General features: G+C 63.0%; 23 protein-coding genes and 2 riboswitches. Of the genes, 10 read left to right on the forward strand and 13 right to left on the reverse strand.

Features of this window, described 5'->3' with window-relative positions:
• Positions 1-16 precede the first annotated feature (16 nt).
• From OU997_RS04480 to OU997_RS04515, 8 genes are all read left to right on the forward strand, one after another.
• On the forward strand, positions 17-1,429 hold the full coding sequence (locus OU997_RS04480) for an MATE family efflux transporter (RefSeq protein ID WP_420713239.1): 1,413 nt from the start codon (positions 17-19) through the stop codon (positions 1,427-1,429).
• Positions 1,416-2,444, forward strand: coding sequence for a sensor domain-containing diguanylate cyclase (locus tag OU997_RS04485; protein ID WP_267809229.1), 1,029 nt, complete (start codon positions 1,416-1,418; stop codon positions 2,442-2,444). The genes OU997_RS04480 and OU997_RS04485 overlap by 14 nt, the downstream gene beginning before the upstream one ends.
• A gap of 19 nt (positions 2,445-2,463) precedes the next feature.
• On the forward strand, positions 2,464-2,919 hold the full coding sequence (locus OU997_RS04490) for a DUF2214 family protein (RefSeq protein ID WP_267809230.1): 456 nt from the start codon (positions 2,464-2,466) through the stop codon (positions 2,917-2,919).
• Between the two features lie 169 nt (positions 2,920-3,088).
• The gene (locus OU997_RS04495; protein ID WP_090255704.1) at positions 3,089-3,334 is read left to right on the forward strand and encodes an exodeoxyribonuclease VII small subunit; all 246 of its coding nucleotides are present in this window, start codon (positions 3,089-3,091) and stop codon (positions 3,332-3,334) included.
• Complete coding sequence (gene ispA, locus OU997_RS04500; RefSeq protein ID WP_267809233.1) at positions 3,331-4,218, forward strand: (2E,6E)-farnesyl diphosphate synthase; 888 nt, start codon at positions 3,331-3,333, stop codon at positions 4,216-4,218. The genes OU997_RS04495 and ispA overlap by 4 nt, the downstream gene beginning before the upstream one ends.
• A gap of 113 nt (positions 4,219-4,331) precedes the next feature.
• Positions 4,332-7,619, forward strand: coding sequence for a carboxyl transferase domain-containing protein (locus OU997_RS04505; RefSeq protein ID WP_267809235.1), 3,288 nt, complete (start codon positions 4,332-4,334; stop codon positions 7,617-7,619).
• Between the two features lie 130 nt (positions 7,620-7,749).
• Positions 7,750-9,645 (forward strand): 1-deoxy-D-xylulose-5-phosphate synthase, encoded by a 1,896-nt coding sequence (gene dxs / locus OU997_RS04510; RefSeq protein WP_108489659.1) that lies wholly within the window; start codon positions 7,750-7,752, stop codon positions 9,643-9,645.
• Between the two features lie 66 nt (positions 9,646-9,711).
• Positions 9,712-9,925, forward strand: a riboswitch (cobalamin riboswitch).
• Positions 9,926-10,022: 97 nt separating this feature from the next.
• Positions 10,023-11,930, forward strand: a complete 1,908-nt coding sequence (locus OU997_RS04515) for a TonB-dependent receptor (RefSeq protein ID WP_267809238.1) — start codon at positions 10,023-10,025, stop codon at positions 11,928-11,930.
• Between the two features lie 37 nt (positions 11,931-11,967).
• On the opposite strand, the gene OU997_RS04520 is transcribed toward OU997_RS04515, so the two are convergent.
• The 13 genes from OU997_RS04520 to nrdR all read right to left on the reverse strand — a co-directional run bounded on the left by OU997_RS04520 (position 11,968) and on the right by nrdR (position 21,663).
• On the reverse strand, positions 11,968-12,765 hold the full coding sequence (locus OU997_RS04520; RefSeq protein ID WP_108489661.1) for a cobalamin-binding protein: 798 nt from the start codon (positions 12,763-12,765) through the stop codon (positions 11,968-11,970).
• The gene (locus OU997_RS04525) at positions 12,765-13,181 is read right to left on the reverse strand and encodes an MFS transporter (protein ID WP_267809240.1); all 417 of its coding nucleotides are present in this window, start codon (positions 13,179-13,181) and stop codon (positions 12,765-12,767) included. Before OU997_RS04525 ends, OU997_RS04520 begins: the two co-directional genes overlap by 1 nt.
• Positions 13,178-13,798: a GTP cyclohydrolase II gene (gene ribA / locus OU997_RS04530; RefSeq protein WP_108489663.1), complete on the reverse strand. Its 621-nt coding sequence runs from the start codon at positions 13,796-13,798 to the stop codon at positions 13,178-13,180. Before ribA ends, OU997_RS04525 begins: the two co-directional genes overlap by 4 nt.
• 117 nt (positions 13,799-13,915) lie before the next feature.
• Positions 13,916-14,563: a retropepsin-like aspartic protease family protein gene (locus OU997_RS04535; protein ID WP_267809242.1), complete on the reverse strand. Its 648-nt coding sequence runs from the start codon at positions 14,561-14,563 to the stop codon at positions 13,916-13,918.
• A gap of 16 nt (positions 14,564-14,579) precedes the next feature.
• Positions 14,580-15,302: a substrate-binding periplasmic protein gene (locus tag OU997_RS04540; RefSeq protein WP_267809244.1), complete on the reverse strand. Its 723-nt coding sequence runs from the start codon at positions 15,300-15,302 to the stop codon at positions 14,580-14,582.
• Positions 15,303-15,315: 13 nt separating this feature from the next.
• Positions 15,316-15,846, reverse strand: coding sequence for a phosphatidylglycerophosphatase A (locus tag OU997_RS04545; protein ID WP_267809245.1), 531 nt, complete (start codon positions 15,844-15,846; stop codon positions 15,316-15,318).
• A complete protein-coding gene (thiL, locus tag OU997_RS04550) occupies positions 15,839-16,807 on the reverse strand; it encodes a thiamine-phosphate kinase (RefSeq protein ID WP_267809246.1) in 969 nt (322 codons plus the stop codon). The genes OU997_RS04545 and thiL overlap by 8 nt, the downstream gene beginning before the upstream one ends.
• 15 nt (positions 16,808-16,822) lie before the next feature.
• Complete coding sequence (nusB, locus tag OU997_RS04555) at positions 16,823-17,311, reverse strand: transcription antitermination factor NusB (RefSeq protein WP_108489668.1); 489 nt, start codon at positions 17,309-17,311, stop codon at positions 16,823-16,825.
• Positions 17,308-17,784 (reverse strand): 6,7-dimethyl-8-ribityllumazine synthase, encoded by a 477-nt coding sequence (gene ribE / locus OU997_RS04560; RefSeq protein WP_108489669.1) that lies wholly within the window; start codon positions 17,782-17,784, stop codon positions 17,308-17,310. The genes nusB and ribE overlap by 4 nt, the downstream gene beginning before the upstream one ends.
• A 181-nt stretch (positions 17,785-17,965) precedes the next feature.
• Positions 17,966-19,045: a bifunctional 3,4-dihydroxy-2-butanone-4-phosphate synthase/GTP cyclohydrolase II gene (gene ribBA / locus OU997_RS04565; RefSeq protein WP_108489670.1), complete on the reverse strand. Its 1,080-nt coding sequence runs from the start codon at positions 19,043-19,045 to the stop codon at positions 17,966-17,968.
• Between the two features lie 11 nt (positions 19,046-19,056).
• A complete protein-coding gene (locus OU997_RS04570; RefSeq protein ID WP_267809250.1) occupies positions 19,057-19,719 on the reverse strand; it encodes a riboflavin synthase in 663 nt (220 codons plus the stop codon).
• Between the two features lie 126 nt (positions 19,720-19,845).
• A riboswitch (FMN riboswitch) is annotated at positions 19,846-19,997 on the reverse strand.
• 83 nt (positions 19,998-20,080) lie between these two features.
• The gene (gene ribD / locus OU997_RS04575; protein ID WP_267809252.1) at positions 20,081-21,199 is read right to left on the reverse strand and encodes a bifunctional diaminohydroxyphosphoribosylaminopyrimidine deaminase/5-amino-6-(5-phosphoribosylamino)uracil reductase RibD; all 1,119 of its coding nucleotides are present in this window, start codon (positions 21,197-21,199) and stop codon (positions 20,081-20,083) included.
• The gene (gene nrdR, locus OU997_RS04580; protein WP_090255738.1) at positions 21,199-21,663 is read right to left on the reverse strand and encodes a transcriptional regulator NrdR; all 465 of its coding nucleotides are present in this window, start codon (positions 21,661-21,663) and stop codon (positions 21,199-21,201) included. The genes ribD and nrdR overlap by 1 nt, the downstream gene beginning before the upstream one ends.
• Before the next feature lie 116 nt (positions 21,664-21,779).
• Between nrdR and OU997_RS04585 the strand changes: the two genes are divergently transcribed.
• Positions 21,780-22,235 (forward strand): YbaY family lipoprotein, encoded by a 456-nt coding sequence (locus OU997_RS04585; protein WP_267809253.1) that lies wholly within the window; start codon positions 21,780-21,782, stop codon positions 22,233-22,235.
• Positions 22,232-22,888, forward strand: a complete 657-nt coding sequence (locus OU997_RS04590; protein WP_267809255.1) for a class I SAM-dependent methyltransferase — start codon at positions 22,232-22,234, stop codon at positions 22,886-22,888. The genes OU997_RS04585 and OU997_RS04590 overlap by 4 nt, the downstream gene beginning before the upstream one ends.
• Positions 22,889-22,924: the final 36 nt, after the last annotated feature.

Below are 22,924 nucleotides of genomic sequence, written 5' to 3' on the forward strand. Positions count from 1 at the left end.
TGTGACACAGCTGTGCATGTCGTTGCAGTTCTGCCAACCCTGTTTGAGAGCGCCTTTGCTAAACGCCGTACGCGATGCCTGGCAGCACACGCCCACCCACAACCGGGTGTGGGCCCTGGCGGCACCGATGATCCTCTGCAACCTCTCGGTGCCGCTGGTGGCGCTGGTCGACAGTGCGGTGATCGGCCATCTGCCGCACGCCCACCAATTGGCTGCGGTAGCCGTGGGCGGCAGCCTGTATACCCTGCTGACCTGGGCGGTAGGTTTCCTGCGCATGGGCACCACCGGGTTCAGCGCTCAAGCCGCCGGACGCAACGACGGGGGTGCGCTGCGTCAGGTGTTGCTGCAGGGTCTGCTGCTCGGCGTGCTGCTGGCGGTGGTGCTGATCGGCCTGGCCATTCCGTTGAGCAGCGCCGCCCTGGCGCTGATGCAGCCTTCAGCGCAACTTGATGAACTGGCGCGTAGCTACCTGTATATCCGCCTATTTGGCCTTCCTGCAGCGCTGACCACCTATGCCCTGGTTGGCTGGCTGCTAGGGACGCAGAACGCGCGCGGACCGCTGGCCATTCTGCTGACCACCAACCTGTTGAATGTCGCCCTCGATCTGCTGTTTGTCCTCGGCCTGCACTGGGGCGTGGCCGGTGCCGCCTGGGCGTCGGTGATTGCCGAGTGGAGCGGTGCCCTGCTCGGCCTGTACCTGGCACGCCGCGCCTTGCGTGCCTACAGCGGTAGGCTGGACTGGGCCGCACTGCGCCGCTGGCTGAACTGGCGGCCGCTGCTGGCGGTCAACCGCGACATCTTTATCCGCACCCTGGCCCTGCAGGCGGTGTTCTTTCTGATCACCGTTCAGGGCACACGCCTGGGCGATGCGACGGTGGCGGCCAATGCCCTGCTGCTCAACGGCCTGCTGTTGACGGCCCATGCCCTGGATGGCCTGGCCCATGCGCTGGAAGCCCTGTGCGGACACGCCCTGGGCGCGCGGGACCGACAGGCGCTGCGGCGCACGCTCATCGTCACGGGTGGTTGGTCATTGCTCGCGAGCCTGGGGTTTGCGCTGTTATTCCTGCTCGGCGGGCACTGGTTTATCAGCCTGCAGACCGATATCGCGGCAGTGCGCGAAACCGCATTCGCCTACCTGCCGTACCTCGCCCTGCTGCCGCTGATTGCGGTCTGGAGCTACCTGCTCGACGGCCTGTTTATCGGTGCCACCCGCGCCCGCGAGATGCGCAACGCCATGCTCCTTGCGCTGCTGCTCAGCCTGCCGCTGGCCTGGGCCCTGCAACCGCTGGGTAACCAGGGCTTGTGGCTGGCCTTCCTGATTTTTATGGGGCTGCGCAGCCTGTGCCTGGGTGGCTATGCTTATCACCTGAGCCGTGCCGACCAATGGTTCGCCCCCAGCCCATCAGGAGCACCCCATGCTCAGCCCTGAAATGCCCTGCGATGAAGTCCTGCGCCAGCAGATTCTCGATGACAACGAATTGCTCGACACACCCGCCGACCCTTACCTCGACACCTTGGTGCGGGTGGTACGCGAGGTCTTCGCGGTCAAGACCGTACTGATCAGCCTGATCGACCATGACCGCCAGTGGTTCAAGTCACGCATCGGTCTGGACATCACCGAAACCCCGCGAACCATCTCCTTCTGCGCCCACGCGATTCTCGACACCCAGCCGCTGATTGTCGAAGACACCTACAACGACCTGCGTTTTCACGACAATCCGGTGGTGATCAACAACCCGCAGATCCGTTTCTATGCCGGCCAACCGCTGTTCTCCGAAGAGGGTCAGCCGCTCGGCACCCTGTGCCTGATCGACCCGGCCCCCCGGCAACTGAGCGACAAACAGCTGCGCCTGTTTATCGACATGGCCGTGCTGGTGGAGGGCTACCTGAAACTGCGCCATGTCAGCGCTCAGACTGAACAGCTGCGCGCGGCCCTGAGCCGCGAACAGCGCAAGACCATGCTCGACCCGCTGACCCAGCTGTGGAACCGCGCCGGCCTTGATCACTTCCTGCCCAGGCACCAGCAGCAGGCCGACGAACTGGGTTTGAGCCTCGGCGTGCTGTTCTGCGACCTCGATTACTTCAAGAAGGTTAACGACAACCACGGCCACGCCGCCGGCGATCAGGTGCTGTGGGAAACTGCGCGACGCATCAGCGCGGCCGTACGCCCGCAGGATGTAGTCACCCGCAGTGGCGGCGAGGAGTTCGTGGTGCTGCTGCTGGTGCATGACGCACACGAGCTGCTGCAGATTGCCGAGCGGATTCGCAACACCCTGAGCAAGGAGCCAGTGGAAACCGACAACCAGCCACTGCACCTGACCATCAGCATCGGCGCGGCCCTGCGCAGCGCCGGGGAACCCCCCAGCAGCACCATGAAACGCGCCGACCAGGCTCTCTATCAGGCCAAGGGCAATGGCCGTAACCGGGTTGAATTCGCCCACTGACCCTAGAAAGGATGCCCACATGGCCCAAGCACTGGCTGCCTACCTGCATTACCTGTCGATTTTCGTGCTGTTCGCCCTGCTCAGCGTCGAGCATGTGCAATTCAAACTGCCGCTGGACGTGCGCCGCGCACGCAGCCTGATCATCACCGATATCGCTTACGGCATCAGTGCCGGGGTGGTGCTGTTTACTGGCCTGGCGCGGGTGCTCTGGTACGGCAAGGGCCTGGACTACTACCTGAGCAACAGCCTGTTTCACGCCAAAGTCGGCCTGTTTATCCTGGTCGGGCTGATTTCCGTGGTGCCGACTTTTGTCTTCCTCAACTGGCGCAACAGCCTCAAGGCCGGCGAAGTGCCGCAGGTCAGCCCCGCCAAGGCGCGCCTGGTGATCCTGGTGATTCGCCTGGAGCTGTTGCTGCTGCTGACCATCCCATTACTGGCAGTCATGATGGCACGCGGTCACGGCGTCATCGGCTGACCGCCGGCTGAATAAGCAACCGTCTTGTGGGAAGGGCTTTAGCCGCGATAACCCCTCGCCGCTAAAGCGCTCCAAAGACCCCGATCACGCCCACTGATTTGCCCGCGCGCCATGGCTCTGCTAGTGTCGCGCCGGTTCCGATTCCCCGATCTACCCCGAGATATCCGCCATGGCCGCCCGCAAAAAAGCCGCGCTCGACTTCGAGCAATCCCTGACCGATCTGCAGAACCTGGTCGAGCGTCTGGAAAACGGCGAGCTGTCCCTGGAAGACTCGTTGACGGCCTTCGAGCAAGGCGTGCGCCTGACCCGTGATTGCCAGGCGGCCCTGGCTCAGGCCGAACAGAAAGTGCAGATCCTCATGGAACGCGACGGCGAGCTGGAGGAAGCCCCCTTCGACGCGGACCAACAGGCATGATTGCGGCCTACCAGAGCAGCTGCCAACGCCGCGTCGATGCCGCCCTGGAAAATCTCCTGAGCAGCCCACGCCCCGAGCTGGAACGTCTCTACGCCGCCATGCGCTACAGCCTGTTTAATGGCGGCAAGCGCGTGCGCCCCCTGCTGGTGTACGCCGCTTGCGAAGCCCTCGGCGGCACTCCTGAACGGGCCAACGCGGCGGCCTGTGCAGTCGAGTTGATTCACGCCTACTCGCTGGTGCATGACGACCTGCCGGCCATGGACGATGACGACCTGCGCCGCGGCCAGCCGACCACGCATATCGCCTTCGATGAAGCCTGCGCGATTCTTGCTGGCGACGGCCTGCAGAGCCTGGCCTTTGAAGTGCTCGCTGACGCCACACACAACCCGCATGACGCCGACCTGCGTCTGGCCATGCTCAGCGCCCTGGCGCGCGCCGCTGGCCCGGCCGGCATGGTCGGCGGGCAAGCCATCGACCTCGGCTCAGTGGGCCAGACCCTCGACCAGAACGCACTGGAAATCATGCACCGGCACAAAACCGGCGCGCTGATCGAAGCCAGCGTACAGCTCGGCGCATTGGCCAGTGGCCGGGCTGATGAGCACGCACTAAAAGCCCTGCACACCTACGCCCGCGCCATCGGCCTGGCCTTCCAGGTGCAGGACGATATCCTCGACGTGGAAAGCGACACCGCCACCCTGGGCAAAACCCAGGGCAAGGACCAGGCCCACGACAAGCCGACCTACCCGGCCCTGCTCGGCCTCGACGCGGCCAAGGCCTACGCCCTGGAACTGCGCGACCAGGCACTGCACGCCCTGCGCCGATTCGATCAGGCTGCAGAGCCGCTGCGCGATCTGGCGCGCTATATCGTCGAACGACGCAGCTAGCCCATCAGCGCTTTATCACCCGTATCAATAGCCCAACCCTCACCCGCTAAGGCTTGGTTTACCTCGCCCACAGAGCGCCTAAGATGGCTGCAGAATAAAAATCTGGAGCCATCATGCCCGTTACGACTGCGCCCTTCGCCGCCCTGCTGATCGCCAACCGAGGCGAAATCGCCATCCGCATCGCCCGCGCCGCCAGTGAGCTGGGCATCCGCTCGGTCGCCCTCTACGCCGAAGACGATGCCACCTCTCTGCATGTGCGCCAGGCCGATAGCGCTGTGGCGCTCAAGGGCCGTGGCGTACCGGCTTACCTGGATATGGACCAGCTGATCGAGATTGCCCTGGCGCAGGGCTGCGATGCCGTACACCCCGGCTATGGCTTTCTCGCGGAGAACGCCGAATTCGCCCGCCGCTGCCAGACCGCTGGGCTGTGTTTTGTCGGCCCCAGCAGCGAGGTGCTGCAACTGTTTGGCGATAAGGCCGCGGCGCGGGCGTTAGCCGAACGCTGCGCCGTGCCGCTGGTGGCGGGGATCAATCGGCCGATCAGCCTGGAGGAAGCCCGTGGCTTTCTCGTTGAACATGACGCCGTCATGCTCAAGGCCCTGGCGGGTGGCGGCGGCCGTGGCATGCGCCCGGTGTTCAGTGCTGACGAGCTGGACGAGGCCTTTGCCCGCTGCCAATCCGAAGCCCGCGCCGCCTTTGGCAACGATGCGCTGTATATCGAACAGCTGGTCAACCAGGCCCGGCATATCGAAATTCAGGTACTGGGCGACAGCACGGGCGCGGTGAGCCATCTGTGGGAGCGCGACTGCAGCCTGCAACGTCGCCAGCAGAAGCTGGTGGAAATCGCCCCCAGCCCGGACCTGCCCGCGGCCACCCGCGAAGGGATGATCGCGGCCGCGCTGAAACTAGCCGGTGCAGCGAAGTACCAGGGCCTGGGCACCTTCGAATTTCTGCTGGATGCCGAGCAGCCAGAACGCTTTTACTTTATGGAAGCCAACCCGCGCATTCAGGTCGAGCACACCGTCACCGAGCAGGTCACCGGCGTCGATCTGCTGCACACCCAGCTCAAACTGGCCGCCGGCCACACCTTGGCCGAGCTCGGCCTGCTGCAACCACCGCCGCTTAATGGCTGCGCCGTGCAGCTGCGGATCAACCTGGAAAGCATGAGTGCCGATGGCAGCACCCGCCCGGCCGCTGGCACCCTGACGGCCTACCAGCCGCCCAGCGGTCCCGGTCTGCGTGTGGATGGCTATGGTTACGCCGGCTACCCGGTCAGCCCCAGTTACGACTCACTGCTGGCCAAGCTGATCGCCCATGCACCGGACTACCCCAGCGCGCTGCGCCGCGCCTACCGTGCACTGTGCGAATTTCGCCTGGAAGGCGTGGCGAGCAACCTACACCTGCTGCAGAACCTGCTGCGCCTACCGCAGGTGGCGAGCTATCAGCTGACCACGCGCTTTGTCGAAAGCCATCTGAACGAGCTGCTGGCCGTGCAAGACCAGGCTCATCCGCACCGTTTTTTTGCCGCTACGCAGAGCGCCGGCCCAGCCGCTGAAACAGTCGCGGACGCACCGTCAGGCTGCCTGCCCCTGCTGACCCACAGCACGGGTGTGGTGGTCAGCCTGGACGTGGCCGAAGGCGATGCGGTGACTGTCGGCCAGAGCCTTGCTGTGCTGGAGGCGATGAAAATGGAGTTTGTGGTCACCGCCAGCCACAGCGGCATCGTCCGCCAGTTGGCCGTGCAGATCGGCAGCGCGCTCAATGAAGGCCAGCCGCTGCTGTTTATCGAACCCGCCGAGGTTGACGCTGCTGCCCACCAGAGCGAACAGAGCCTGGACCTCGAGCATATCCGTGCGGACCTGGCCGAAGTGCTCGAACGCCACGCGCTCCTCACCGATGTACGCCGTCCTGCCGCCGTAGCCAAACGGCGCAAGACAGGCCAGCGCACCGTGCGCGAGAACCTGGCGGACCTGCTGGACGACGGCAGTTTCAGCGAATACGGCGCCCTGGCGATTGCCGCACAACGGCGTCGGCGCTCGCTGGCCGAGCTGATCGAACAGAGCCCGGCCGATGGCCTGGTGGCCGGCACCGGCACGGTCAACGCCAAGGCATTCGGCGACCAGGCTGCACGCTGCATGGCCATCGCCTACGACTACACCGTGTTTGCCGGCACCCAGGGGGTGATGAACCACAAGAAGACCGACCGCATGCTCGGCCTCGCCGCGCAGTGGCGCTTGCCGGTGGTGCTGTTTGCCGAGGGTGGCGGCGGCCGGCCGGGCGATACCGATTTCGTCGGCGTAGCCGGGCTGGACTGCCACACCTTTGTCGGCATGGCCAAGCTCTCCGGCCTGGTGCCGCTGGTAGGCGTGGTGTCCGGACGCTGCTTTGCCGGCAACGCCGCCCTGCTCGGCTGCTGCGATGTGATTATCGCCACGGAGGACGCAACCATCGGCATGGCCGGTCCGGCGATGATCGAAGGCGGCGGCCTGGGCAGCTTTAAACCGGAACAGGTCGGCCCGGTGAGCGTGCAGGGCACCAATGGCGTCATCGACGTACGGGTGGCCGATGAAGCCGCAGCGGTGCAGGTGGCCAAGCAGTACCTGAGCTACTTCCAGGGAGCGCTCAGCGAATGGGATTGCGCCGATCAGCGCGAGCTGCGCCAGCTGATCCCGGAAAACCGTTTGCGCGTGTATGACATCCGCCAAGTGATCGCCACCCTCGCCGACAGGGACAGCGTGCTGGAACTGCGCCGCGAGTTTGCGCCCGGCCTGATCACTGGGTTTATCCGCATCCAAGGTAAGCCGTTCGGCCTGCTGGCCAACAACCCCGCGCACCTCGGCGGCGCCATCGACGCAGTCGCCGGCGACAAGGCCGCACGTTTTATGCAGCTGTGCGATGCCTTCGATATCCCATTGCTGTCGCTGTGCGACACCCCCGGCTTTATGGTCGGCCCGGAGGCCGAGAAACAGGCCACGGTGCGCCATGTCTCGCGCATGTTTGTCGCCGCCGCCAGCCTGACCGTGCCGTTTTTCACCGTAGTGCTGCGCAAAGGCTACGGTCTCGGCGCTCAGGCCATGGCTGCCGGCAGCTTCCATTCGCCGCTGTTCACCATCGCCTGGCCCAGTGCCGAATTCGGTGCAATGGGCCTGGAAGGTGCGGTGCGCCTGGGGTTTGCCAAGGAACTGGCCGCCGTCGAAGAACCGGCGGCACGCCAACAGCTGTTCGACAAGCTGGTGGCCAAGGCCTACGAGAACGGCAAGGGCATCAATATGGCCAGTTTCCTGGAGATCGATGCAGTGATCGACCCTGTGGAAACCCGCGCCTGGCTACTGCGCGGCCTTAATGCCACAGCACAACCCGCTGCCCGCACAGGCAAGAAGCGCTCGGTCGATACCTGGTAGGTCGCTGTCGCGTCTGGATGCAGAGGTGGAATGCATCCAGGCTCAGGCGTGTTAGGCCGAACCATGTTTGGGCAGTTTCCGGCGCTTCGGGTAAACTGCCGCATCTTTTGCACCTATAACGATCTGCCTGATGCCGACGACCTTCCACGAGATTCCCCGTGAGCGCCCGCTGACGCCCCTTCTAGACCGCGCCAATACGCCGGACGAGCTACGCCGCCTGGGCGAAGCAGAGCTGGAAACCCTGGCCGACGAATTGCGCCAGTACCTGTTGTATACGGTCGGGCAGACGGGCGGGCATTTCGGCGCGGGCCTCGGCGTGATCGAGCTGACCGTGGCCCTGCATTACGTTTTCGACACCCCGGATGATCGCCTGGTGTGGGATGTGGGCCATCAGGCCTACCCGCACAAGATCCTTACCGGCCGCCGCGAGCAGATGGGCAGCCTACGGCAGAAGGACGGCATCGCCGCCTTCCCGCGCCGTTCGGAAAGCGAGTACGACACCTTTGGCGTCGGCCACTCCAGCACCAGCATCAGCGCCGCCCTGGGCATGGCCATCGCCGCCCGCCTGCAGAACAGCAAGCGCAAGGCCGTGGCGGTGATCGGTGACGGCGCCATGACCGCCGGCATGGCCTTCGAGGCGCTGAACCACGCCAGCGACGTGGGTGCCAACATGCTGGTGATCCTCAACGACAACGACATGTCGATTTCCAAGAACGTCGGCGGCCTGTCCAACTACCTGGCCAAGATCATCTCCAGCCGCACGTACTCGAACATGCGTGAGGGCAGCAAGAAAATCCTCTCGCACCTGCCGGGTGCCTGGGAAATCGCACGCAAGGTCGAAGAACACGCCAAAGGTATGCTGGTGCCCGGCACCCTGTTCGAAGAGCTGGGCTGGAACTATGTCGGCCCCATCGATGGCCACGACCTGCCCACGCTGCTCGCCACCCTGCGCAATATGCGCGACCTCGACGGCCCGCAGTTCCTCCATGTGGTGACCAAAAAGGGCAAGGGCTTCGCCCCGGCTGAGGCCGACCCGATTGGCTACCACGCGATCACCAAGCTGGAGCCGATCAACGCGCCGGCCGCCCCCAAGCAAGCCAGCGGCCCGAAATACTCCAGCGTGTTCGGCCAATGGCTGTGTGACATGGCGGCTGCAGACCCGCGCCTGCTTGGCATTACGCCAGCGATGAAGGAAGGCTCGGATCTGGTGGCGTTCAGTGAGCGTTATCCCGAGCGCTATTTCGACGTCGCCATCGCCGAACAGCATGCCGTGACCCTCGCCGCCGGCATGGCCTGCGACGGTGCCAAGCCGGTGGTGGCGATTTACTCGACCTTCCTGCAGCGCGCCTATGACCAGCTGATTCACGATGTGGCCGTGCAGCACCTCGACGTGCTGTTCGCCATCGACCGCGCCGGTCTGGTCGGCGAAGACGGCCCGACCCACGCCGGCAGCTTTGATATTTCCTACCTACGCTGCATCCCCGGCATGCTGGTGATGACACCGAGCGATGAAAACGAACTGCGCCGCATGCTCACCACCGGTCACCTGTTCAATGGCCCCGCCGCCGTGCGCTATCCGCGTGGCAGCGGTCCGAATGCCGCCATCGAGCCGGGCCTGGAACCGCTGGAAATCGGCAAGGGCATCGTTCGCCGCCACGGCAAGCAAACCGCCCTGTTGGTCTTTGGCGTACAACTGGCCGAAGCCCTCAAGGTCGGCGAAGTGCTGGATGCAACAGTGGTCGACATGCGCTTCGTTAAACCGCTGGATGAAGCGCTCGTGCGCCAGCTGGCCGCCAGCCACGAACTGCTGGTGACCCTCGAAGAGAACAGCGTAATGGGCGGCGCTGGCAGTGCCGTCAGCGAGTTCCTCGCCCACGCTGGCATCCTCAAACCGGTGCTGCACCTGGGGCTGCCGGACTACTACGTCGAACACGCCAAGCCAGCGCAGATGCTCGCCGAATGCGGGCTGGATGCCGCCGGCATCGAGGCCGCCATCCGCGCGCGCCTCGCCAGCCCTTGCGCATGAATACCGCTCATCCAGGGCTGAGCCAGGCTTGCTTGTAATTCATCCAACCGCGCATTAAGGTGCGCGGCGTTTTACTTCCGCCAAGGTGCGCCCTTCTACAGTGAAGCGGCGTTAAACGGGAAGCCGGTGCGTTCTGACGAACCATCCCGGCGCTGCCCCCGCAACGGTAATCGACCGCAGAGTCGTTCTGCACGTCACCTCAACGCCACTGGGTTATCCCGGGAAGGCGAGGCGGCGCACGTCGAGAGCCCGGAGACCGGCCTTGCTGGATGTGACTGGTGTTGCGGAGGGCATCACCGTCAAGCTCAGGCAGCGTTTGCGCGCCCGTTCTTGCCCCTGCCCTCCTCAAAAGTCGTTCGATCTTTTGAGGATTTCCTGTGAAATTATCTCGCCTTGCTCTGGCTGTCACACTGGCCCCAGGCCTGACCCTGGCCAACGAAGCCAACCCGCCCTATCAGGCCCAACCGCTGGTGATTACCCGCGCCACGCCCCTGCAAACCCAGGCACCGGCCAGCGTCAGGGTGATTGACCGCCAACAGATTGAGCAATCTGCCGCTCACTCGTTACTCGATGTGCTGCGTGCTGAGGCGGGGATACAAGTCCGCGACACCATTGGCGATGGCAGCCGAGCCACCTTCAGCCTGCGTGGCTTTGGCGAAAATGCGGTAAACAACACCCTGATTCTGGTGGATGGTCGCCGCCTTAACCAACCCAGCCAGGCAGGCGCTGACCTCAACAGCGTGCCACTGGGTAATATCGAACGCATCGAGATCATCCGCGGCGCCGGCACCGTACTGTATGGCGACCAGGCGGTGGGCGGCGTCATCAACATCGTTACCCGCACCCCAAGCCGCAACGAGGGCTATCTCGAAGCCAGTCGCGGCAGCCATGATCTGGAGGCCTTGCGCGGGCATATCTACCAGCAACTCGGCGGTGGATTTTCGACTTACCTGAGCGGCGAGTCGCGTACGGCCGACAACTACCGCGACCATAACAACGCCAGCTACAGCAACGCCTTCGCCCGTCTGCGCCATGACCATGACAGTGGCCATGCACTGTATGAGTACCAGACGGTCGACGATGAACTGCTGTACCCCAATGCCATGAGCAGGGCGCAGCGCCATGCAGACCGCAAGCAAAGCGACTCGACGGCCTGGAACGACAGCAAGACGCAGGTTCATCGTTTTGCCCTGGAACAGCAACTGGATGACACCTGGACGAGCAACCTCGACTACAGCCACAGCGATCAGGACAGCGTTGGCAGCTTTGCCGCTCCCAGCCGCTTTACCCAGGACACCCGCACGGAAAGCATCAGCCCCAGGTTGAGTGCACGCTACGGCAACAGCCTTGGCGCTGGAGAATGGCTACTTGGCCACGACCACATAAGCAGTGACGCCCAATCATCCTGGGGCACCGACTTCCAGCAGACCCAGCGCGACTGGTATAGCCAGTTAAGCCAGGGGCTTGGGCGCGGCGTAACGGTTACTGCCGGCTACCGCAGCAGCGAAGCGGACGACCATAACAAGGCGAGCCGCAAACAGCACAAGGATCGCGAAGACAGCACCAGCATCGGCCTGAACTGGCAAGCCAACCAAGAGACGCGCCTGTTTCTCAAGCGTGAGGACGTGCTGCGCTGGGCCAACGTGGACGACAATGCCTTTGTCCTGCCGGGGGTCGAGTTCCTCAAACCGCAAACCGGTGTGTCCTGGGAAAGCGGCGTCGAGTGGCAAGACGGCGTGCAGCGCTATCAAGCAACGCTGTATCGACTGGATTTGCAGGACGAACTGCTCTACGACGCACTGATTGCCAACCCCAACAGCTGGAATGGTCGCGGCGCCAATATCAATCTGGATAAAACCCGCCGTGACGGACTGCTACTGGAGGCAGAGCGCCAATTGAGCGAGCGCCTGAGCATCGGCGGCCAATACAGCTTTACCGATGCGGAATTTCGTGCAGGCTCCTTCCAGGGCAACAGCGTGCCATGGGTGGCCCGCAACACGGCCAGTGCGCACCTCAACTACCGGATCATTCAAGGGCTGCACACGTATCTGGAAGCCGTGTACACCGGGCGCCGCTATTACTCAGGGGACGATGCCAACAATCAGCAGCAGGCCGGCGGCTATACCCTGATCAATGCAGCGCTGAGCTACAACTACAGACAGTTCAGCAGCACATTGCGCCTGAATAACCTCACCGGCAAACGCTACGATGTCTTTGCCAGCAGCGCCAGCAGCTACCCGGCGGCCGAAGAGCAGGTCAAGCTCAGCCTGGGCTACCGCTTCTGAGTGACAGGCCCTGAGCGGGCAGGCTCAGGGCCATGGTTTAGCGGGCGCTCGCCAGGCGCTCGCACAGCGCTTCGATCGCGGCCAGCATCTGAAAGCTCGGCCGCTCCAGACCATCGTCCGGCACACGCCACAGTTGTTGACGCTCCACCGCTGCCAGTCCCGGCCATACTCGCCAGGCATCCAGTTGCGCCTGCACACTGGCCAGAATCACCTCCGGGTTGCGTTCAAGCACGGCCTCCACACTCACCTGCGGAGCAGGCAGACTCAGGTCCGCAAAAACATTGGTGGCACCACACACCGCCAGTGCGTCGCTGATGATCTGCTGGCCGCCGATGGTATACAGCGGGACATCCCAAACCTGATAGAACAGGCGTACCGGCCGCTCACGCCGGTAACGCTGGCTCAAACGCTGCAAGCCCTGGTTGAATTGCTGCTGCAGATGCCGGCCCCGCTCGACACGGTCGACCCGCGCGGCAATGTCAACAAACTGGTCAGCCAGCTCAGCCAGTTTGCGCGGTTCGACCACCAACACGGGCACACCGATGCGCTGCAACTGCTGACGCTGTGTCGCACTGATACTGTCGGGCCATAACAGCACCAGATCAGGTTGCACCTGCAACAGACTTTCCAACTCCAGCTGACCTAAGCGGCCGACAGAGGGCAGATGGCTTATAGCTGCCGGCCGCGCCCCACCATCGAGCACGCCGACCAAGCGATCTGCGGCCCCCAGCTCAAGAACAATTTCGGTCAGCGATGGCGCCAGGGTAACCACCCGTTGGGCGGCTGCCACCGGCCAGGTGAGTGACAGCAATACACAGAGCAGCAGGCCGCGCATCAGCCGAGTTGGCGAGGAATGCGATAGAGGTACAGCAGCACGATGCTGGACAGCGCCAGCAGAATCAGCGGGATTGCCTCAAGCCCGGCAAAGACCGCCAGCGCCGCGATCCAGGCCGGTAAGGCCGCACCCAGCAGGGCCAGACGCCGCACCCGCGTCAGCTCCAGCCAGGCATCGTGCTCAGCCGGACCGTCGAGGCTTTTTTCCGTGGCGATCAGCGCACGCTTATAGGCGCTGAACAACGGCAAGCTGACAAACATCGAGGCCAGACCGGCGATAAACAGCGGCATAGTCAACAAGCCTGTCTGTTGACCGGCCCCAAACAGCAGATTGAAGACAAACAGCGGGGCCAGGGTCACCGCCAGTTGCCGCCACCACTCCAGCGCCAGTCGCCGACGCACTTCGCCGCGCGTCACAGGCTTTCCTCAACCTCACCCTGATGCAAACTGCCAAGCATGTGCCCGAGTTTGCCGGCTTTGGTCGCCAGGTATTTTCTGTTGTGCGGGTTGTGATCAATCTGCAGTGGCACGCGGGTCGCCACGTTGATGCCCATATCGCCCAGCGCCTTGACCTTGCGCGGGTTATTGGTCATCAGCTTGAGCTGGCTGATGCCCAGATGATCAAGCATCGGCAAGCAGATGGCGTAATCACGCTGATCGGCACCAAAGCCCAGACGTTCATTCGCCTCGACGGTATCGGCACCGCCGTCCTGCAGCTCATAGGCACGAATTTTGTTCAGCAAGCCAATACCCCGGCCTTCCTGGCGCAGATAGAGCAGAACGCCCCGCCCTTCACTGGCGATGGCACGCAACGCGGCCTCGAGCTGAAATCCACAATCACAACGCAGACTGAACAGCGCATCACCGGTCAGGCATTCGGAATGCAAACGCCCCAATACAGGCGCACCATCAGCCACATCACCAAAGGTCAGGGCTACATGCTCCTTGCCCGTGGCCTCTTCAAGAAAGCCATGCATGGTAAATACGCCAAAGGGGGTAGGCAGCTGGGAGGCGGCGACAAACACGACGGACACCGGATGCTCCTAAAGATAAATGGCAGAAAGAATGTGGCCGGCATTGTAACAGCAGGCCCTGGCAGCCGCTCAGCCTGAATTTCTGATGATAAGAATCGAACACGCGACCGCGACTGGCTAGTACTTGGACTCCAGCACCAGCACATCCTGCTCAACCTTCCAGCCTACCCGACCGAGAAAGCTCATCCCCAGCAACGCTTCACTTGGTGAGCCACCCTCCAGCACCACGGCCTCAACCCCCAACACCTCCAGCTCGCCAACCTTGACCCGATCCAGGCTCACGCGCCAGCCACGCGCAGTACCGCTGGCAGTACTTACCTGCAGCGGTATGCCCACTGCGCGGTAGTCGATACCGAGACGACGCGCATGCTCATCGTTCAATGCCACGGAGGTGGCTCCGGTGTCGACCATAAACTGGATCGGGTGACTGTTGACCGAGCCGGCAACCCAGTAATGACCACCGACACCTTTGGCGACGCTGAGCTGCTTTTTGGTCGGTTCGGCAAAGCCTTCGCTGTATTCACGACTGAGACTGTAAGCGCGCTCGACCCCATCAACCCGCAACACGGCGCCGCGGCTGTCAGCGCTGACCACCAGCACACCACCGGGCCCAACCTGACCCACCTTGACCAGCTTGCGCTGACCATCGACGTTTAATACGGCAGCCCCCGGAAACAAGCCAACAACGCGCACCTGAGTGACCGCAACAGCCACGTTGACGGTCAACAGCGAGGCACTCAGAGCCAGGATTTTCAACGCATGCATGACGCATCTCGCACAGTTAGTTGAACGGATAGGGTTGTTGCCAACGCTGGAAAATCGGCCGCAAACTGCCGTTATTGATTAACACAGTCATCCGCTTATCAAACAGCTCAGCCAGCGCACGGCCGCGAGCGTTATCAGCGAACCCCAGATAAACCGGCAGCTTGGTCAGATGCGTGACGTAATAGCGGGCCGGCTCACGCGCAGTGCTCAGTACGTCATCGACCTCGGTTACAGCATCAATATAGAAATCAGCATGATGCTGATCCAACATGCCGAGAATCCCGCCGCGCCGTATGACTTCGCGGTACTCGCCAACCTTCGGCAGGTAGCGCTGATATTCATAACCACGCACCCAGATCAACCGGTACTGATCCAGCGTATCGAGGGTCGGCCGGGCCTGCGTACGCAGCCCAAGCGCCGATATTTGATCAGCGTCATAGTGCCAGCGCGGATAGAACACGCCTTGCTGAACCTCGTTGTGGTAGGACCCGGCCCAGGCATCGGCCTCGCCTCGCTGAACCAGTCCAATCGAACGGGTGTAAGGGACGCTCTGGATATTCAGTTGCACACCTGCCGGCTCGAACACCTGACGGAAAATTTCCCAGGCCAGCCCGCGACCATCGGCTTGCGTGTGTTCCGGCCAGGCTTCGGCAGCAATCTGCACGCTCGTCGGCGTAGCGGCGTGTGCCAGCGAACTGACAACGCTCAGCACTAACCATAGCCCCCAGCAGCGTTTCATCGCCTACCTCTCCTTACGCGCCCAGCGCAGACGCCAGTCCATTCGTCCAGCCCCAAACGATCAACTGCAGCGCCATCCAGGCAAATACCCCCGCCAGCACGTCATCGAGCATGATGCCGACACCGCCGTGTACATGCCGATCCACCCAGCGAATCGGCCAGGGTTTGAGGATGTCGAACACGCGAAACAGTAAAAAGCCTAGCAGCAGCCAACCCCAGCCGTGTGGAACCAGCCAGAGAGTAATCCACATACCGACCATTTCGTCCCAGACGATGCCTTCGTGGTCGTGTACTCGCAGGTCATCGGCCACCTTGCCGCACAGCCAGAAGCCAAACAACATGGTGGCGCCCAGCATCAACCAGTACCCCCAGTCCGGCAGCATCTGCAGCAACGGAATAAATGGCAGGGCAACCAGTGACCCCCAGGTACCCGGCGCTTTCGGCAATGTACCGGAACCAAAACCGAACGCCAGGAAATGCCAGGGGTTGCGCCACACCGAAGGCGGTACAAACTCGGCAGGGACTTGCTTGGGATGATCAGTCACAGGTCGTTCCAAAATGTTGATAACCCCGCCGAGGCGGTTCTACGCGCTGACCGAGCGGATCCAGCAGGGTCACACCCTGGCCTGCAACCACACAGCCGATCACCTGCACCGGAAAACCAGCATCCTGCACATCAGCCAGACAGTGAGACGGCAGCGTAAAGGCCAGCCGATAGTCATCGCCACCGCTCAGCGCACATTGCAGTGCAGCAGCATCGCCAACCTGCGCCCGCAAGGCATCGGATAAGGGCACTCGGGCCTGCTCAATAACCAACTCCACACCCGAGGCTGCAGCGATATGCCCACAGTCCGCCAGCAGGCCATCGGAGATGTCCAGCGCCGCGCTGGCTTTGCCACGCAGAGCCAGCCCCAACGCCAGTTGTGGCAATGGCGACCAGTAGCGTGCCAGCAGTGCTGCCGCCTGCGGCGAATCGGCACGCTGCTGGCCCAGGACCAGCGGCAAGGCACCGGCGGCGTCGCCCAGCGCCCCGCCGACACACAGCAGATCACCCGCCTGTGCGCCCTTGCGGGTCAGCGCCATGCCGCTGGGCACACGTCCAAAAACCGTCAGGGTAAGGCTCAGCGGCCCGCGGGTGGTGTCACCGCCGATGAGGCGAATGGCACAGCACTGGGCCATCTGGTCCAGGCCACGGGCAAAGCCTTCCAGCCAGCTGACGGCCGCATGAGGCAAGGTCAACGCCAGGGTAAAGCCAAGCGGCGTCGCGCCCATGGCCGCCAGATCACTGACAGAAACACCCAGGGCGCGCTGGCCCAGCAGGAAGGGGTCGGCTGCCTTGGGAAAATGCACCCCGGCCACCAGCGTGTCGGTGGAAATCGCCAGCTGCTCGCCCGGCTGCAGCGTCAGCAAGGCACAGTCATCGCCGATGCCCAATGCCACACCTTCGCCAGCCTGCGCACAGGACGCAGCGGCGAAGTAGTGACGGATCAGCTCAAACTCACCCAAGACAGGCAAGCCCGATCAACGCTTGTTGGCGCGAACTTCATCCGCGCGCAAACGCGGAGCCAGCTTGTCCAGCACACCATTGACGAATTTATGCCCGTCAGTTGCACCAAACACCTTGGCCAGTTCGATGCCTTCGTTGATCACCACACGATAGGGGATATCGATACGGTTCTTCAGCTCGTAGGTCGACAGACGCAGGATCGACAACTCGACCGGGTCGATCTCCTCCAATGGACGGTCAAGCAGCGACTCGAACGCACCATCAATTTCTGGCTTCTGCCGTGGCACGCCATGCAGAATTTCGTGGAAATAAGCACCATCGACTGTGCTGAAGTCGTTATCGACGCGGAACTGCGCTTCGATTTCGTTCAGCGACTGCCCCGCCATGTGCCAGGAATACAGCGCCTGCATGGCCAGGGAGCGCGCCTGACGGCGCGCGAGGGTCTTGGTGCTGGGGGCTTTCGGGCCTTTCGGCGGTTGCCCGGCGCTGTCGTTCTGGCTCACTTGGCCTCCAACTGCGCCAGCAGGCTGACCATTTCCAGGGCCGACAGTGCAGCTTCAGCACCCTTGTTACCGGCCTTGGTGCCGGAACGCTCAATGGCTTGTTCGATGGAATCTACGGTCAGTACGCCGAAGGCAACCGGCACGCCGAACTCCATGGACACCTGAGCCAGGCCTTTGGTGCACTCACCCGCCACGTATTCAAAATGCGGGGTGCCGCCACGGATAACCGCGCCGAGGGCGATGATCGCGTCGTACTCGCTGCGCTGCGCAACTTTCTGCGCCACCAGCGGGATCTCGAACGCGCCCGGCGCACGAATGATGGTGATGTTGCTCTCGCTCACGCCATGACGCACCAGGGCATCAACGGCACCGCTGACCAGGCTCTCGACAACAAAGCTGTTAAAACGGCCGACAACCAGGGCAAAACGGCCCTTGGGAGCGATGAACGTACCTTCGATGGTCTTCAGGGTCATAAAACAAATCTCATATAGCGTTAAAGAGCCAGAGGGCAAAAAATGTATAGCCCAACGGAACAGCGCGTGGCCAGCGCAGGACAACCAGAGCAAGGCAGGCGCGGCGCGGGTTTACCGAAGTAAACAAGCAAGCCGAACCTGTTGCCATACAGGCTGCCCACGCGCAATCACGCAGCGGCCGTTATTCAGCGGGCAGGTATTCTACAACTTCCAGGTCGAAACCGGATATCGCGTTGAACTTCATCGGCGCACTCATCAGGCGCATCTTGCGCACCCCGAGGTCGCGCAGAATCTGCGAACCGGCCCCCACCGTGCTGTAAGTCGCAGGGCTGGCTGGCTGCTGACGGCCCAACAGCGCCAGCAGCTCAGGCCCGGTCAGTGGATTGCCGAGCAGCAGCACCACACCACTGCCAGCCTTGGCCACCTCGGCCATGGCCGCGCGCAGGCTCCAGCGGCCCGGCTGATTGACCAGGAACAGATCGCGCAACGGGTCCATGTTATGCACCCGTACCAGCGTCGGCTCTTCGGCACACACCGTGCCCAGCGTCAGAGCCATGTGCGCCGTGTTTTCCACGCCGTCGCGGTAAGTCACCAGGTTGAACTGCCCCAGTTCGGTGTCCAGCGGTTGCTCACTGACACGCTCGACCGTGCGCTCGTGAATCAGGCGGTAGTGGATCAGGTCGGCGATGGTGCCGATCTTCAGACCGTGCTCTTCGGCAAACTTCTCCAGCTCCGGACGACGGGCCATGGTGCCGTCGTCGTTCATGATCTCGCAGATCACACCGCTCGGTTCGAAGCCGCCCATGCGCGCCAGGTCGCAGGCGGCTTCGGTATGACCGGCACGCGCCAGGACACCGCCCGCCTGGGCCATCAGCGGGAAAATGTGGCCCGGGCTGACAATATCCGCCGCCACTGCATTGCGTGCCACGGCAGCCTGTACGGTCCGCGCGCGGTCAGCGGCGGAAATGCCGGTGGTCACGCCTTCGGCCGCCTCGATAGAGACGGTGAATTTGGTGCCGAAGCCGGAGCCATTACGCGGTGCCATGAGCGGCAGGTTGAGCAGCTCGCAGCGCTCGCGGGTCATCGGCATGCAGATCAGGCCACGGGCGAAGCGCGCCATGAAGTTGATGTGCTCAGCGGTCACACACTCCGAGGCGATGATGATATCGCCTTCGTTCTCGCGGTCTTCGTCATCCATGAGGATGACCATCTTGCCGGCGCGGATGTCTTCAATAAGTTCTTCAGCGGTATTGAGCGCCATCGGGCGTCTCCTCAATTATTCAGGTAGCCGTGTTCGGCGAGAAAACTTTCGGTCAGCCCCGAGGCCTTGGGCTCGGCAGCCTTGTCGCCAAGCAGCAGGCGCTCGAGGTAACGCGCCAGCAGGTCAACTTCAAGATTGACCTTACGCCCGGCCTGGTAGTCGACCATGATGGTTTCGGCCAGCGTGTGCGGCACGATGGTCAGCTCGAACTCGGCACCATCGACTGAATTGACGGTCAGGCTGGTGCCATCGACAGTGATAGAGCCTTTGTGCGCGATGTACTTGGCCAGCTCGCGCGGGGCGCGCACCTTGAATTGCACGGCGCGGGCGTTATCGGCGCGTGAGACGATCTCACCAACGCCATCGACGTGACCACTGACCAGGTGCCCACCGAGGCGGCTGGTGGGCGTCAGGGCTTTCTCCAGGTTCACCGCGCTACCGGGCTTGAGGTCGACAAAGGCGGTACGTGCCAGCGTCTCGCGACTGACGTCGGCCCAGAAGCCGTCGCCGGGCAGCTCTACAGCGGTCAGGCAGACACCATTAACGGCGATGCTGTCGCCCAGTTTGACATCGCCAAGATCAAGCTTGCCCGTGGCCACGTAGACACGCACATCACCGCCTTTGGGGGTCATGGCGCGAATGCTACCGATGGATTCGATTATGCCGGTGAACATATGCCCTCCGGTTTCACATTGAAGATGATGCTGAACAGCATGGACGAACTCCTGTTTTGATTAAAAACAGGGCAATGCCGATCGATAGGGATTTTGCAGACAGGCGCATAGCGCCCATGGAGGCAATCCCGCTCTCTCTTTATCCGGACTATACCGTCGGCCCCGGAATCACACCGGGTCTGCTGACCTCGCCGGGCAGATGCCGTACGAGCGCTCGCGGGCTAGGCCTTGCAGCCATTACCGCCGGTGGGGAATTACACCCCGCCCTGAGAACGTTGCGACCGCTTGCGCAGCCGAGACGCGTTTTACCACACATTGCCGATGCCCTGCATCGGCAAACGATACGATGAATAACCACCCATCAAACGGCTGGCTGTGGCACCGCGATGATGCGCCAGTCATCACCGACAGCACGCATTTCGACAATCTTCAACGCCGGGGCGTCAGCCATGCGCGCCAGCGGCAGGTCCAACAACGGTCGCGCGCTGGAGCCAAGCAGCTTGGGGGCGACAAACAACTGGTACTCATCCACCAACCCCAGCCGAGCGAATGCGCCGGCCAGGCGTGGACCGGCCTCGACCAGGACTTCATTGGCGCCACGCGCCGCCAGGTCGATCAGTAGCTTGCGCAGGTCAACATGGCCGTTACTGCCCGGCACCGCCAATAGTTCGTGCCCATCGTCCAGATAGCGATCACGCGCCGAGGCCGCGGCACAGGTCGCCACCAGTGCTGCGCCAGCCTGAAAAAACGGCACGCTGAGCGGCACACGCAGGCGGCCATCGACCAGCACCCGTAATGGCGGCCGCGCCTGCGCCAGCGCGCTCAATTCCGCGCCAAGGCCCAGCTCGTCGGGTCGCACGGTGAGCCGGGCATCATCGGCCAGCACCGTATCGGCACCGGTCAGTACCACACTGGCGCGGGCCCGCAACCGCTGTACGGCAGCACGCGCGGCGGGCCCGGTGATCCACTGACTTTCGCCGCTGGCCATGGCGGTACGCCCATCCAGGCTCATCGCCAGCTTGACCCGGACAAAGGGCAGGCCCTGCTCCATACGTTTGATAAACCCGGCATTCAGCGCCCGCGCCTCGGTTTCCAACACGCCGCTCTGCACCGCGATACCGGCATGCATCAAGCGAAGTAAACCATCACCACCGACTTGTGGATTGGGGTCTTGCATGGCGGCGACCACACGGGCAATGCCGGCGTTGATCAGAGCATCGGCGCAAGGTGGTGTGCGCCCGTGGTGGCTGCAGGGTTCCAGGGTGACGTAGGCCGTCGCGCCACGAGCCTTGTCACCAGCCTGACGCAGCGCGTGCACTTCAGCATGCGGTTCACCGGCACGGGCATGCCAGCCTTCGCCGACGATGCGCCCGTCACGCACGATCACGCAGCCCACGCGCGGATTAGGGTGAGTGGAGTACAGGCCTTTACGGGCCAGCTCCAGCGCGCGCGCCATAAAGGCGTGATCTGAATTCATCATCAACCTTTAATAGGCTCGCGGGACAGTCGGTCGATTTCCTCACGGAACTCGTTGAGGTCTTGAAAGCGTTTGTAAACCGAGGCAAAGCGGATATAGGCGACTTCATCAAGTTTCTGCAGTTCCCCCATGACCAACTCACCCAGCACCAGGGACTTGATCTCGCGCTCGCCGGTGGCGCGCAGCTTGTGCTTGATGTGGGCAATCGCGGCCTCGAGGCGCTCGATACTCACCGGGCGCTTCTCCAACGCCCGCTGCATGCCGGCGCGCAGCTTGTCTTCATCGAAGGGCTGGCGGCTGCCGTCCTGTTTGATCAGGCGCGGCATCACCAACTCGGCGGTTTCAAAGGTGGTGAACCGCTCTTCACAGGCCAGGCATTCACGCCGACGACGCACCTGCTCGCCCTCGGCAACCAGGCGCGAGTCGATCACTTTGGTGTCATTGGCACCGCAGAAGGGACAGTGCATAAATAAGGCCAGCCTTAGAACGAAGGTAGCCATGGTAGCGCATCCCGCAGGCAAGACAAGCCGAGGGGATTGCGGTATACAGGCGCCCATGCCAAGCAGCGCAGTTGAGACCGTCAATGAAAGCCCCCAAGCCGATACAACCACTGATTCTCGCAAGCCTGATCGCCCTGCTGACAGCCTGCGCCAACGACAGTCCAGCGCCCGTCCAACCCACCGTTTCCGCACCGACGCAGCACCCGGCTGAAGCGGTGCCGCTGCCTGCGCATCAGCGCGAACTGAGCGGTAGCCTGCTGAATGTGCCCAACGCGGCAGATGTCGAGCTGGCGCTGCTGGCGGTCGATCAACGCGGCCGGCCGCAAACGCTGCTGGGCAATATCCAGCTGCGCGGTACCGGCAACCCGCTGGCGTTTCGCTTGCCGTTTAACCCGGAAACCTTCAATAAACACAGCCGTATCGAGCTGCATGGCCGCGCCAATCAGGCTGGCCGGCTGATTCTGCGCCTGCCCGCGCAACCGATTGCTCGCGGCGAAACCCAGAACCTCGGGGAGTTGCGCCTGGTACCTGCGCCATGACAGCACCGGCCGCCCTGCAGGCTGCGCTCAGCGAACTGCTGGGTGACGCCCAGCTCAGCGCGCAAACCCTGCCCGGCACTGCAATCAAACTGTGGCTGATCGACCCGGCGAACATGGACCGCTGCTTCAGTCCGGAAGAAACCCGCCTGATCCTCGAAGAACCGCCCTACTGGTGCTTCTGCTGGGCCAGCGGCCTGGTCCTGGCGCGCTGGCTGGCCCAGCACCCTGAGTGGGTGCACGGCAAGCGCGTGCTGGATTTCGGTGCGGGCTCAGGTGTGGCGGCGATTGCTGCAGCCAAAGCCGGCGCGCTGGAAGTCGTGGCCTGCGACCTTGATCCATTGGCAATTGCGTCCTGCCAGGCCAACGCGGCACTCAACGATGTGCAACTGAGCTACTCGACGGACTTCTTTGCCGAGGCTGACCGCTTCGACCTGATTATCGTCGCCGACGTGCTTTACGACCGCGCCAACCTGCCGCTGCTCGACCAGTTCCTCAGTCGTGGACGTCAAGCGCTGGTGGCAGATTCACGGGTGCGCGACTTTCAACACCCGCTGTATCAGCGCCTCGGTGTACTCGAGGCCTGCACCTGGCCGGACCTGGCCGAACCGGCTGAATTTCGTCATGTCAGCCTGTACCACGCCGAACGCAGCTAACAGCCCTTGTATCCGCCAGACCCAGCCCGCATTTAT

Source organism: Pseudomonas sp. SL4(2022) (assembly GCF_026625725.1).
Taxonomy (GTDB): Bacteria; Pseudomonadota; Gammaproteobacteria; order Pseudomonadales; family Pseudomonadaceae; genus Aquipseudomonas.